This window comes from Pseudobacter sp., from assembly GCF_051955275.1.
In the GTDB taxonomy this organism is placed as follows: domain Bacteria; phylum Bacteroidota; class Bacteroidia; order Chitinophagales; family Chitinophagaceae; genus Pseudobacter.
The window spans coordinates 17,899-30,123 of the sequence record NZ_JBQCGW010000187.1 but is presented as its reverse complement, the minus strand read 5'-3'; the positions used below and the strand labels follow the sequence as shown (position 1 = coordinate 30,123).

Annotated in this window: 12 protein-coding genes; 6 read left to right on the top strand and 6 right to left on the bottom strand. The window is 48.2% G+C overall.

The genetic code is table 11. The features are described 5' to 3' along the window. The 4 genes from ACTHMC_RS16125 to ACTHMC_RS16110 form a co-directional block, all read right to left on the bottom strand. Positions 1-624: a hypothetical protein gene (locus ACTHMC_RS16125; RefSeq protein ID WP_440414543.1), complete on the bottom strand. Its 624-nt coding sequence runs from the start codon at positions 622-624 to the stop codon at positions 1-3. Positions 625-711: 87 nt separating this feature from the next. Continuing rightward, positions 712-1,602 (bottom strand): methylmalonyl Co-A mutase-associated GTPase MeaB, encoded by an 891-nt coding sequence (gene meaB, locus ACTHMC_RS16120; RefSeq protein ID WP_440414541.1) that lies wholly within the window; start codon positions 1,600-1,602, stop codon positions 712-714. 81 nt (positions 1,603-1,683) lie between these two features. Further along, a complete protein-coding gene (locus ACTHMC_RS16115; RefSeq protein WP_440414540.1) occupies positions 1,684-2,553 on the bottom strand; it encodes a glycosyltransferase family 2 protein in 870 nt (289 codons plus the stop codon). Between the two features lie 65 nt (positions 2,554-2,618). Further along, positions 2,619-3,395: a glycosyltransferase family 2 protein gene (locus ACTHMC_RS16110; protein WP_440414538.1), complete on the bottom strand. Its 777-nt coding sequence runs from the start codon at positions 3,393-3,395 to the stop codon at positions 2,619-2,621. A 72-nt stretch (positions 3,396-3,467) separates the two neighbouring features. Between ACTHMC_RS16110 and ACTHMC_RS16105 the strand changes: the two genes are divergently transcribed. The 5 genes from ACTHMC_RS16105 to ACTHMC_RS16085 all read left to right on the top strand — a co-directional run bounded on the left by ACTHMC_RS16105 (position 3,468) and on the right by ACTHMC_RS16085 (position 8,138). Continuing rightward, positions 3,468-4,118 carry an LON peptidase substrate-binding domain-containing protein gene (locus ACTHMC_RS16105; RefSeq protein ID WP_440414536.1) on the top strand — a complete coding sequence of 217 codons (651 nt, stop codon included), beginning with the start codon at positions 3,468-3,470 and terminating at the stop codon, positions 4,116-4,118. A 23-nt stretch (positions 4,119-4,141) separates the two neighbouring features. Continuing rightward, positions 4,142-4,876 carry a type III pantothenate kinase gene (locus tag ACTHMC_RS16100; protein WP_440414535.1) on the top strand — a complete coding sequence of 245 codons (735 nt, stop codon included), beginning with the start codon at positions 4,142-4,144 and terminating at the stop codon, positions 4,874-4,876. Then, on the top strand, positions 4,869-6,182 hold the full coding sequence (locus ACTHMC_RS16095; RefSeq protein ID WP_440414533.1) for a hypothetical protein: 1,314 nt from the start codon (positions 4,869-4,871) through the stop codon (positions 6,180-6,182). The genes ACTHMC_RS16100 and ACTHMC_RS16095 overlap by 8 nt, the downstream gene beginning before the upstream one ends. 15 nt (positions 6,183-6,197) lie before the next feature. Beyond that, positions 6,198-7,055: an LPS export ABC transporter periplasmic protein LptC gene (gene lptC / locus ACTHMC_RS16090; protein ID WP_440414532.1), complete on the top strand. Its 858-nt coding sequence runs from the start codon at positions 6,198-6,200 to the stop codon at positions 7,053-7,055. Positions 7,056-7,148: 93 nt separating this feature from the next. Further along, positions 7,149-8,138 carry a potassium channel beta subunit family protein gene (locus ACTHMC_RS16085; RefSeq protein ID WP_440414531.1) on the top strand — a complete coding sequence of 330 codons (990 nt, stop codon included), beginning with the start codon at positions 7,149-7,151 and terminating at the stop codon, positions 8,136-8,138. Positions 8,139-8,286: 148 nt separating this feature from the next. On the opposite strand, the gene ACTHMC_RS16080 is transcribed toward ACTHMC_RS16085, so the two are convergent. Next, on the bottom strand, positions 8,287-8,631 hold the full coding sequence (locus ACTHMC_RS16080) for a carboxymuconolactone decarboxylase family protein (protein ID WP_440414530.1): 345 nt from the start codon (positions 8,629-8,631) through the stop codon (positions 8,287-8,289). A gap of 102 nt (positions 8,632-8,733) precedes the next feature. Between ACTHMC_RS16080 and ACTHMC_RS16075 the strand changes: the two genes are divergently transcribed. Beyond that, positions 8,734-10,875, top strand: a complete 2,142-nt coding sequence (locus ACTHMC_RS16075; RefSeq protein WP_440414529.1) for a S9 family peptidase — start codon at positions 8,734-8,736, stop codon at positions 10,873-10,875. Here ACTHMC_RS16075 and ACTHMC_RS16070 read toward each other — a convergent pair. After that, entirely contained in the window at positions 10,868-12,106 is a 1,239-nt protein-coding gene (locus ACTHMC_RS16070) for a TCR/Tet family MFS transporter (RefSeq protein ID WP_440414528.1), read from the bottom strand. The genes ACTHMC_RS16075 and ACTHMC_RS16070 overlap by 8 nt on opposite strands. Positions 12,107-12,225: the final 119 nt, after the last annotated feature.

The window sequence follows — 12,225 nt, the reverse complement described above, 5'->3', positions numbered from 1 at the left end:
TTAATTGATCTTTGAATAGGTTTCACTGCTTTCGTAAGCTTCGGGGTTCTGTCCGTATTTCAGTACATACTGTTGCAGTTCTGAGGTAGGGGCAGTGATCACAAAAGAGCCGTCAGGTCTTTCTTCATGGCGGATACGTATTTGCTTGTTCCTGATCAGGTCGGCCAGGTAATCCCCTTTGAGCCTGCTGGCTTTGAAACTGCCGTTCTTATCAAACTGTATACGATAGAAACTGTGCATAGCCGTGAAATGTGCTTTGTAGAAATTGTCGTAGCTGTTCTGTTTGGGTGTGGTGCTGGAGAAATAATCCAGATACAATGCATCTCCGAGTTTGGTAGGGAACGCAAAGAACTTCTGAACGATTTGTCCATTTTCTTTTACTGTAACGGTGTAAGCCTTTTCTGAGGCATTCTGCAATACTTCAGGCAGTTCACTGAAGGTATCAGGATTGCCTTTTTCAAAAGCAACGGTCATTGCATCTTCTCCCTTCACCTTCCAGACTCCCAGCAGGCGTGGTTCGTGGAATAATTCTTTTTCTGTGAACAGGGGATGAAGAGCGGTAAGGCAGCCGGGCATCAGAAAGATGACCAGCAGCAATCCGGTAAGGGGAAATAGTTTTTTCATACCATTTGTTTTAATACACCAAAACTACCCGGACAGTATCTGGTAATAAAACCAATTCGGTGAACATGTATTGTAAGGCGGTGAACGTCAGAGCCAGGATTGTACAAAGCGGTAGAGGTTGAAATGCCCCTCCTGCAAACTGGCTTCTATAGCAGTTTTCAGCCTGTCTTTATCCAGCTCTTTCATTTTGTATTGCTGAATGAGGAACCATGCGCGTTCTGTAAGCAGCCATGGTTTTTTGGAGGCCTGTACGGGATGTTGCAGGAATTCGTGAACCTTTTCAAAGAGTTGATCAACTCCTTCTTTCTCGGAGGCGATGGTCTTCACTACAGGGATCTCATACTGATGCGTGGAAAAAACGGGTGCCAGCATCAGTCGCAGGTTTTTCACAAAAAGATCTGCACCGGGGCGGTCTGATTTGTTTACCACAAAGATGTCGGCTATTTCCATGAGTCCTGCCTTCATGGTCTGTACTTCATCACCGGCTTCGGGAACTACCACCACTATGGTAACATCGGCAAGGCCCACGATCTCCACTTCGCTTTGCCCTACGCCAACCGTTTCCACGATCACATAATCGAAATCGGCGGCCTTCATCAGTTCCGTGATCTCGATGATACGGGGATGCAATCCTCCCAGGGAGCCTCTTGTAGCGAGGGATCGGATATATACGCCAGGATGATCGTACCATTCGCTCATACGGATGCGGTCTCCCAGTAAAGCGCCGAAATTGAAGGGCGACGAAGGGTCTACGCAGAGTACGCCCACTTTTTTTCCCTTACCGGCCAGTACTCCGATGAGGGCGTCCACCAGCGTGGATTTACCTGCACCGGGCGGGCCTGTGATGCCGATGATCTTTGTATGATCATTGGCGGGGATGGCAGCCAGCATGCGGTCATAACCGGGCACTTCATTCTCCACATAAGAGATGGCGCGGGCCAGGCTCTTGCGATTGCCGCTTCTGATCATTTCCAGCATTGATGGCCAGTTGGTCAAGAGAAGAAAGTTTTATGCGGATGAACCAAATATGATTATTGCCTTTTCGGCTATTGACAGGCGTTAGATAGTACGATAGTTACGGAAATCGAAGAGGCGGATGCCCGTCTTTTTCTCAAACCAGTAAAGCACCCTGCCTTTGAGGGAAAATCTTTTGCGGCTCACATCCATCTCTACCTGCCAGTTGCGGCTGGCGATGCGGGGCAGCATTACATTGGGATGGGTACCAGTAAACTTTTCCAGGGAATCGAAATCATTGAAGTCGAAGAAATCCTGCTCCTGTAGTTTTTCCGCTTCCTGCTGCTGTTCAGACCAGTACTGGATGATATGCCTTTTCTTGGCCTGCATCTGCTGCGGACTTTTCACCCATCCGTAGTGGTAGATGAAGGCGTCGATCTGTTTCACGTGCAGCTTCTGTCCGTTGCGGCGGAAGCCCTGTGCATCTTTATAAGAATTGATAGTTTTATCGTTGCGGATGATACGCACTTCTTTATGATACCAGCGGCGGCTGTCGCCCACATAATCATAAGTGCCATAGAAGTGCAGGTAATTGAAGAGTAATCCTTCCACTCTTTTATCGTCTTTGAACCGTTCGGCGGCTTTGCGGATGGCGGCATGGTATTGTTCGTGCACTACTTCGTCGCCCTGGATATAGAAGGCCCAGTCATAATCTTCCGGTATGTGCTGGAATGCTTTATCGGTTTCGATGGCCAGCACTTCCCCACCTTTTTTGGCTTTGGGATCCCAGGATGTTTTCACGATCCTGATCTTCTCAGAAGGAATTCCTTCTATCAGTTGCAATGTATCATCTTCGCTTTCTCCTACGGCCACGATCATCAGGTCAACTACCGGCAGGATGGAAGCAATGGCTTCCACGATGGGGTAATCATTCAAAATCGCATTCCTGATAATGGTAAAACCGGCAATCTTCATAAAAAACTCTAGGTCGTTGGTGAACAATCATCTTTCTATATGCGAAAATAGTCAAGCTGGCGCAATCACGCTCCTGGTTTTACAGGAATACCTTTTTGCAGGGCATATAGTTTATAATATTTCATAAAAGTGCCATGTGCAATATTCTTTGCGATCACGTATCCTGAAAATCCATCCAGGAATCCGCGGCGGATCAGGTAGCTGTGCACAAAGGCCCAGGCAGGGTTCACCAGCATTCGGATCCAGCCGGACTTCTTCCCTTTTTTATAATAGGCTTCTGCCGATATGGAACTGTAACGGTTGTTTTGTGTGATATGTTCTTCCAGGCTGTTGTAGGAATAATGAAGAAGGTCTCCGCGAAGATGCCCGAAACTGGCGCCTTCATCCGCCTGTGTGCTTTCATGTACGGGATCCTGGCTCCAACGGATCTTCCGTCGGTCGAACAGCCGCATCTTCCGGTCAGGATACCAGTCGCCATGATAGATCCACTGGCCGCAATAGTTGGTGCAGCGGTTCATGGTGTACCCGCTATGGGGGAAATTATCCTCTTTCACCGTCTCAATTGCCTGGAGCAGGGCCTCACTCAGCGCCTCGTCTGCATCCAGTGAAAGAATATGATCATATGATGCCTGCTGAAGGGCGAAATTCTTCTGCCTGCCATACCCCTCAAATGCATGTTCGATAAAACGGACCTTCTTTTCCAGGCAGATGGCCCGGGTACTGTCGGTAGACAGGGAGTCAACCACCACCACTTCGTCAGCAACTCCTTTTAAGGAGTCGATGCACCGGCCGATATTTTTTTGCTCGTTGAAAGTGATTATAACTACTGATAATTTTTCCATTGGGCTTTTCGTGGCATGAAAGTAATATAAATGACCATATTATCTGATTTGGTTTTTATTTTTGTAAACGACATGACAAATTTCATTCCTATATTCCCCCTTGCTGTGGTAGTGTACCCGGGAGAAGTGATGCACCTGCATATCTTCGAGCCAAGGTATAAACAACTCATCCGCGAATGCCAGGAGTCTGGCAAACCATTCGGTATTCCGTCTGTGCTGAGCGACAAGTTGCAGGACATGGGCACCCTGGTGGAAGTAGCCGAGATCGTTCAGGAGTATCAAAACGGAGAACTGGATATCCGTGCCCGGGGCCTGAAAGTGTTCCGTGTTCTGGAGGTGATTAAAAAGATCCCCGAAAAATTATACAGTGGTGCCATTGTGAGTTATCCTGATAATAATGTAGACATGGGTAACCGGATGCTGATGCAGAAAGTGGTGCACGGCGTGAAGGAGCTGCACCGGATGCTCAATGTAAGCAAGGATTTCCGCAAGTCCGAAGAAGAGCTCCGCAGCTATGATGTGGCACACCATGCAGGACTGTCGCTGGAAGAAGAATATGAGGTACTGGGCCTGATGGAGGAACTGCAGCGGCAGGAATATATCCGCAGGCACCTGGAAAAAGTGCTGCCCATGTTAATGGAAATGGAGCAGCTCAAAGAAAAAGTAAAGCTCAATGGTCATTTCCGGAACCTGTCCGCCTTTGACCTGGATATCGATGTATAGCCTCCCATCTTAAATTCAAACGATTGACGCCAACAACAACGCTTTGCCTGGATTTCGGAAATACACGCCTCAAATGCGCGGTGTTCAGGAACAGGGAAATGCAGGAACTGATTGTTCTGCCTGATGATTCCGACGCCACCATCCGGGATCTGGTCAGCAGCTACCGGCCAGACCGCACCATATTATCATCGGTGATCAATCACAATCCTGTCCTGGAGACCATCCTGTCAGCCGCCGGCCGATTCCACAAACTCAGCAATGAGAGCAAACTGCCCTTCACCACCCCGGTAGGCAAACCACAGAGTATCGGAGCAGACAGGCTGGCGCTGGTTTCCGCGGCTGCCGATCTTTATCCCGGAACCAATAACCTGGTGATTGCCCTGGGCTCTGCCATCACCTATAATTTTGTAAACAAGAAGAAAGAATTCATCGGGGGTGGCATTTCACCCGGTATGGAAATGCGTTTCAAATCTTTGAATGCCTTCACCGCCAAACTCCCGCTGGTAGAGAAAGACTGGAACTTTACCCTCATGGGATATGATACCCGGACCAACATTTTAAGTGGCGTAATCCTTGGAATGGCCGCTGAGATCGATGGAATGATAGAAAATTATCGACAAAAGTACCATAACTTTAACGCCGTCTTAACCGGGGGCGACGCACCATATTTTGGCTATCATCTCAAAAACAAGATATTTGCAGACCCTAACTTAATATATAAAGGGCTTTATGCTATCTGCGAATACAACAATGTATAAGAAAATCAGTCTGTTAGGAATTGTTTGCTGCTGCTTTCTCTCCCTGGCACAGGCTCAAACCGAAAACTCTCCTTACTCCCGTTACGGATTAGGAGACATCGTACCCGGTCAATCTATCGCTAGCCGTGGAATGGGCGGATTATCAGCTGCTTATTTCGACTACACAGGTATCAACTTTGTCAATCCCGCATCGTATTCAAAGCTCAATGCCACTACCCTCGATCTGGGTTTTGAGTTTATTTCACGTACGCTCAGGGCAGGCGAAAATGCACTTGACCCCAACAAAAAATTCAATTCATACAGCCCGAATATCTCCTACCTCCAGCTGGCCTTCCCGCTCAAAAAGAACGGCGGATGGGGTATGAACCTCGGACTGAACCCCGCAAACAGGATCAGTTATAAACTTAACGCAAGTTCCCAGCGGGCATTTCCTCAATTTGAAGACACGCTGAACATCAATACACTTTATGAAGGTACCGGCGGTGCTTATGAAGCACATATCGGAACAGGCTTCAATGTATTCAAAGGCTTCAGCATGGGTTTCAATTTTGGTTATCTCTTCGGTACCAAAGATTACAGCACACGCACCAATGTAGTGGATACTACTGCCTACACTTATAAATCCAGCCACGACAGAAAAACTTCCTACGGAGGCATAAAACTGAATGGTGGTCTGCAATATGTTGCCAAACTGAATAAATCCTCCTACCTCCGCATGGGAGCATATGGTAGCATCCAGGGCAACCTGAATGCAAGGGAAGATTATACGGTTCAGACTTTTGAATATGCTGCCTCTGGCGCTATTCAAACCATCGATACAGCTTATTCCGTTCCTGAAAAATCCGGCGACATCAAATATCCTGCAACCTATGGCGCAGGTATCATCTACGACAGGCCTGGCAAGTTCATGATCGGTGTGGATTACGTTACAGAAAAATGGAAATCTTACCGTTTCTATGATCTGAAAGACGATCTTCAGGATAGCTGGGAAGTGAAGGTTGGTGGCCAGCTCGCACCAAGACTGGGTAAAACCTACTGGAGCAATGTCAGCTATCGCGCAGGCTTCTCCTGGGGCCAGGATTATATTTATGTAAATCAGAAAGACCTTTCCAAATGGACGGTATCCGTTGGTGCTTCACTGCCCATGCGTAAGCCCGCTTATACCAACCAGTTCTCCGTGATCAACGTATTGATGGAGTATGGTAACCGTGGTACCAAAGAAAATCCGTTGCGTGAGAATTTCTTCCGCCTCGGTGTTGGCCTGGCATTGTCAGATATCTGGTTCCTTAAACGCAAGTATGATTAATGCATGATCAGATTCATGTCAACATATTCTCTTTTCCGGGCAGCCCTTCTGGTGGGCTGCTTTTTCTTTCTTATTGCATGCGAGAACACAAAGAAGGAGCTGGACGCAGTTTTCGGTGAGAAAGCAACAGGTATCGAAGAAGCCACCCAGGTGAGCAGTTATATGAGCCAGGATGGCATCACCAAGGCCCACCTCACCGCTCCTACCATGCTGCGCAAAGAGTCCAGGGACTCTGCCTTTCTTGAATTTCCGAAAACACTGCATGTTGATTTTTACGATACGCTCGGTGTTATCGAAACCATCCTGGATGCCAGGTATGGAAAGTACCGTCAGTATGAGAACAAGGTATTGCTGAGAGACAGCGTTCGTGTGATCAATATCAAGAATGGCGATACACTCCGTACACCTGAATTATGGTGGGACCAGAATAAACAGGAATTCTATACCGATAAGCCTTCGCATATCACTAAACGTGATGGCACCGATATCTTTTCTAAAAATGGTATGAAGGCCAAACAGGACCTCAGCTGGTATGAGCTCTATGGCAACTCAGGTATCTTACCGGTACCGGATGACGCCAACCCCAACCTGCCTGCAGACAGCCTGCGGACAGACAGTGCCGCTCCTGCCAGCCGGAATATGCCACCGCCACCTCCCCCGCCGGCTCCTGTAAAAACACCGCCTGCTGCACAGCCGGAAGTAAAACCGGTTAGTTCCACAGCCATGAAACCCGCGCCAGGCAACAGTTTAAGCACCAGCAACAAGTCTCCGTTCCTGCGCAGAACAGACAGCATGCGCGATGCACGTGAACGACGGATAAGCAATATGCGGAGGGGCAGGGATGAAGCCGACAGACCGGCAAAACAGCCATAATATTATTGTAATTCTTTGTCATTCCGTAGGAGCCTACCCATGCCGCTTCTGGATCTTTCTCCGTAATTTCAGTGCCTTAAATCTTCAATGATCATGGAATATCGCAGACTTGGAAAATCAGGACTGGAATTAAGTGTGCTGTCTTTCGGCAGCTGGGTGACCTTTCACAAACAACTGGATGACAGCCTGGCAGACGAACTGATGGGCATTGCATATGATAATGGCGTCAACTTCTTTGATAACGCAGAAGTGTATGCGCTGGGAGAGAGTGAAAAGATGATGGGCCGTGTACTCAAAAAGAAAAACTGGGACAGGACTTCGTATACCGTTTCCTCCAAAGCTTATTTCGGATGGAGAGGCAAGGAGAACAAACCCAATCAAACTGGTCTTAGCCGCAAGCATCTGTTTGAAGCCTGCCATGAAGCGCTTCAAAGGCTGCAGATGGATTACCTCGATCTCTTTTTCTGCCACCGCCCCGATGTGAATGTGCCAATTGAAGAAGTGGTTTGGACCATGCACAATCTCATTCAGCAGGGAAAGATCCTTTACTGGGGAACCAGCCAGTGGAGCGGCGCAGAGATCATGGAAGCACATCGCGTGGCGCATCAGTACGGACTGATCGGGCCCGTGATGGAACAGCCACAGTATAATATGTTCGAGCGTTTCAAAATGGAGCAGGATTATCTTCCTGTTTTCAAAAACGTGGGACTTGGCACAACTATCTGGAGCCCACTTGCAGCCGGGTTCCTCACCGGGAAATATAATGAAGGCATTCCGGCAGATTCACGTCTGGCCATTGAAGGATTCGACTGGCTGAAAGATCGCTGGATACAGGACGCCAAGCTCGCAAAAGTGAAGAAACTTACAGAGCTTGCAAAGCAACTGAATGTATCGCTCGCTTCGCTGGCTATTGCCTGGACCATCAAAAACCCGAACGTTACTACCGCCATTCTCGGCGCTACCAGGAAATCACAACTGGAAGAGAACCTCAGTTCACTGGAAGTAGTGAAGGTGCTCACTCCAGAGGTGATGGCGCAGATTGAAAATATTCTGCAGAACAAGCCCAGTATGGACCTGGCTTAAATAAAGTGTTACTATATTATTCGGCTGTGCCCAGTCGCTCGCTTCCCCGCGAGTGACTTTTATTCCGTCGCCTCCGGCGACACGATGTTCGCCAAAGGCAAACAAATAGCAATCACTCGCGGGGACGCGAGCGATTGGGCACACACTGTTATTGCGCAATCAACTCTTCCCAGTATTCTGCAGCGCGCCTCGTATGCGGGATCACAATAGTACCACCCACAATATTGGCTACGGCAAATACTTCATATACCTGCTCTGTGGTGATGCCGAGCTCATGACATTTTCCCAGATGGTATTTGATGCAATCGTCGCAACGCAGTACCATACTGGCTACCAGCCCCAGCATTTCTTTCGTATTCACATCCAGTGCGCCTGCTTCATATGTGTTGGTATCCAGGTTCCAGAGCCTTTTCATCACCAGGTTGTTCTTTCCCAGGATCACATCGTTCATTTTAGCGCGGTAGTCGTTAAATTCCTGAACCAGATTACTCATATAGATATTTTATTAAAGCTACATTAAGAATTGCAGCCGCTGATCATTTCCTGCTTCCATAAATGAACTGAATTTGTACATTCAACCTATAAATAACCGTTTATGAAAAACGTCACATGGGTCCTCCTGCTTCTGTTGCAGGCACCGGTTCTTTTTGCCCAGGAGCCTGTAAAAGTTACAGACATGCTGAAGATCAAAAGCATCTCCAGCGTAAACCTATCCAACGATGGCAGCAAAGCTGTGTACAGCCTTACCAGTATTGAGCCCGACGGAGAAAGTAAAACCGACTATAAATATGCATCACAGCTCTGGCTGGTGGGTACGGATGGAACATCTGCTCCCAGGCAATTAACCAGTAAAGAAAATTCTTCACAGGCCGCCTGGAGTCCCGATGGTAAAACAATCGCCTTCGTTCGCGCAGCGGATGGCAGGCCACAGATCTTTCTGCTCTCCCTTGATGGCGGCGAAGCCATCCAGCTTACAAAATACAAATACGGCGCATCCAGCCCAAAATGGAGTCCTGATGGCAAGCAGATCCTTTTCGCGGCTTCCATTCCAGCTAAAGATTTATTGAAAGACAGTCTTCTAAATCCCGGCAAAGCAGTTCCTGACTTCCCGCTGGAAAGGCCGGGATTCGATAACAACAACTGGCTGAAGAGTTCAGCCAAAGCTGATCCCGATGGAAATATCGAAGAGGTAAGAGCCTGGCTCGACAACAACGTCACAGACCGCAAAGCCACCCTGCTCAACAAACTGAATTTTCAGGACGAAGCCAATATCAATGGCGGTAGCAGCATCACACATTATTTCCTGGTCAACATTACAGCCGGCTCCACACCAACACCGGTTACCAGAGGGTTTTCCAGGCTTGCCATTTCCGACTTCACACCGGATGGCAATCAATTGCTGCTGGTGGGTAATAATGATGTAAGCCAGAACCCTGAGCGTATTCTGGAAAATGAGATCTATATCATGAACAAAGACGGAAGCAAGCTCCGGAAAGTATTAGGAGAAAAAGGGAAATCCTTTTCCGGTCCTAAACTCTCTCCTTCCGGAAAGCTGCTGGCTTTTACGTATGGCAATACTTCCTTCGTGAACGTACAGGCGCTTGGCATCATGCCCGTCAACGGAAATGAAAAAGACATCATCACCATTCCATTCGACAGGACCAAAGGAAGTTTCACCTGGAGCAACGATGAAAAATATCTCTATTTCACCGCGCAAAGCAACGGCGGAGCGCCCTTGTACCGCGTTGACCTGAAAACCAAAAAGGTTGAACAACTCACGGACTACAACGGAGGTATCGGCAGCTATGATATCGTGAACAACAAGCTGGTGTATTCAAGAACAGATATCAGCAGTCCATTTGAACTGTATCTCGCAGATGCGGCAGCAAAGAATGCCAAACGGATCACTTCCCTGAATACAGAATGGATCAGCAACAAACGGATATCCATACCCGAAAAGAAAACATTCGTTAACAGCAAAGGCCTGACCGTTGAATACTGGGTGATGAAGCCTGCCAATTTCGAGGCCGGTAAAAAGTATCCCGTAGTACTGGAGATCCATGGAGGCCCTTCAGCCATGTGGGGACCTGGCGAAGCCAGCATGTGGCATGAGTACCAGTTCTTCTGTAGCAAAGGATATGGTGTAGTATACTGCAATCCCAGGGGCAGTGGGGGTTACGGACAGGAATTCCTCCGCGCCAATGTTGAAGACTGGGGAGCCGGTCCAACCAGCGATGTGCTTACTTCATTGGATAAAACAATTGCTGAAGGATGGGCAGATACAGCTAAGCTGGTAGTAACCGGCGGATCCTATGCAGGTTATCTGGTAGCCTGGATCATCAGCCATGATCAGCGTTTCAAAGCTGCCTGCTCACAGCGTGGCGTATACGAGCTCAATACATTTTTTGGAGAAGGCAATGCCTGGAGGCTGGTGCCGAATTATTTCGGGGGTTATCCCTGGGAGCCAAAAGCAAGAGAGATCCTCGACAGAGAATCTCCCTTCAATTATGTGCAGAACATCAAAACTCCCTATATCATTTTCCACGGAGACAATGACCGCAGAACGGGTTTTGTGCAGAGTGAAATGATGTACCGTGCGCTGAAGGTGTTAGGCCGCCCGGTGGAATATGTCCGTCATCCGGGAGGCACACATGAGCTCACACGCAGTGGCGATAACCGTCAGAGAATGGACCAGATGTTACGCACCTGGGAATTCTTTGAGCGGTACATCAGGTAGTCTGCTGTGGAACCGCAGGATGCTTTTCATTGTAAAGCGTTCTGTAAGCGATCCATGTAGCCACGAAGATCATCAATGCACCCAGATAGAAAGGCGCGCCGGGCAGATAGACCGGTGCGCTTTTATGTGTAAAGTAGCTGAATAACTGCGTCATGATGGGAGGCCCCACAACGGCAGTTACACTCATCAGGCTGGTAAGCGCTCCCTGCAATTCGCCCTGTTCATTGGCAGGCACGTGATTGGAGATTACTCCCATCAGAGCGGGGTTACCGATACCACCCAGGCAATAGATCACAGTGAACGCATACATCATCCATCCCTGGGTAGCCAGGCCGAACAATAACATGCCCAGGCCATACAGCAGGAAACCGTAATAGATGCTTTTCTCCTGGCCCAGTAGCGGAATTGTTTTTCTGATCAGCACTCCCTGTACCAATCCTACCATCAGTCCAACCACACCCAGCGAAACACCGATCTCGAAATGTCCCCAATGGAATTTCTCTTTTCCATAATAGGCCCAGTTGGTTTGAACAGCGTGTGAAGCGATATAAATGATCACCAGGGAAATCACCAGTCCCGTAATGGCTGGATATTTCTTCAGGTGTAATAAAGAACCAATGGGGTTGGCTCGTTTCCATTCAAATTCCCTGCGATTCTCTTTTTTCAGTGATTCAGGGAGGATGAAATAACCATACAACCAGTTGAGGATAGTAAGCGCTGCACAAACGAAGAAAGGAACACGCACGCCGAAACCGCCCAGTAATCCACCGATGAACGGCCCGATGATGAAACCTACGCCAAATGCGGCACCGATAATCCCGAAGTTCTGTGCGCGTTTTTCTGGTTCGCTGATATCTGCAATATAAGCGCTGGCAGTAGTGAAACTTGCGCCGGTGATACCTGCAATGATACGGCCTACGAACAACCAGGCGAGCGTGGGTGCAAATCCCATGAGCATATAATCTACGGCAAAGCCGAAGAGGGAGAAGAGAAGAATGGGCCTTCTTCCATATTTATCACTCAGGTTACCCAATAAAGGAGCACAGATAAACTGCATGCCTGCATATGCCATCAGCATCCAGCCACCGATGGTGGAGGCCTGGCTGTTATCAACATGTCCCAGGTCCATGATCAGGTCTGGCAATACGGGAATGATAATGCCGAAGCCGATCACATCAATCAGTATTGTTACGAAGATGAAGCCTAATGCCGCAGTTCCCGTTGATTTCATACGAAAAGATTGTAGGTTAAAGGAAGCCCTGCAAAGTAAGTGTATAAAGGCTTTGCAGCCATAAAAGATGGGCTTTGGGCGGTGAAATTTCGGTAAAAAAAGGCGGTAATTTTTACTTC

Excerpts from the sequence above, each read along its gene's own strand:
- lptC (WP_440414532.1), top strand. The coding sequence starts at position 6,198 with ATGTCAACATATTCTCTTTTCCGGGCAGCCCTTCTGGTGGGCTGCTTT.
- ACTHMC_RS16115 (WP_440414540.1), bottom strand. The coding sequence starts at position 2,553 with ATGAAGATTGCCGGTTTTACCATTATCAGGAATGCGATTTTGAATGAT.
- ACTHMC_RS16095 (WP_440414533.1), top strand. The coding sequence starts at position 4,869 with ATGTATAAGAAAATCAGTCTGTTAGGAATTGTTTGCTGCTGCTTTCTC.
- ACTHMC_RS16085 (WP_440414531.1), top strand. The coding sequence starts at position 7,149 with ATGGAATATCGCAGACTTGGAAAATCAGGACTGGAATTAAGTGTGCTG.
- ACTHMC_RS16105 (WP_440414536.1), top strand. The coding sequence starts at position 3,468 with ATGACAAATTTCATTCCTATATTCCCCCTTGCTGTGGTAGTGTACCCG.
- ACTHMC_RS16075 (WP_440414529.1), top strand. The coding sequence starts at position 8,734 with ATGAAAAACGTCACATGGGTCCTCCTGCTTCTGTTGCAGGCACCGGTT.
- ACTHMC_RS16125 (WP_440414543.1), bottom strand. The coding sequence starts at position 624 with ATGAAAAAACTATTTCCCCTTACCGGATTGCTGCTGGTCATCTTTCTG.
- meaB (WP_440414541.1), bottom strand. The coding sequence starts at position 1,602 with ATGCTGGAAATGATCAGAAGCGGCAATCGCAAGAGCCTGGCCCGCGCC.
- ACTHMC_RS16080 (WP_440414530.1), bottom strand. The coding sequence starts at position 8,631 with ATGAGTAATCTGGTTCAGGAATTTAACGACTACCGCGCTAAAATGAAC.
- ACTHMC_RS16070 (WP_440414528.1), bottom strand. The coding sequence starts at position 12,106 with ATGAAATCAACGGGAACTGCGGCATTAGGCTTCATCTTCGTAACAATA.
- ACTHMC_RS16110 (WP_440414538.1), bottom strand. The coding sequence starts at position 3,395 with ATGGAAAAATTATCAGTAGTTATAATCACTTTCAACGAGCAAAAAAAT.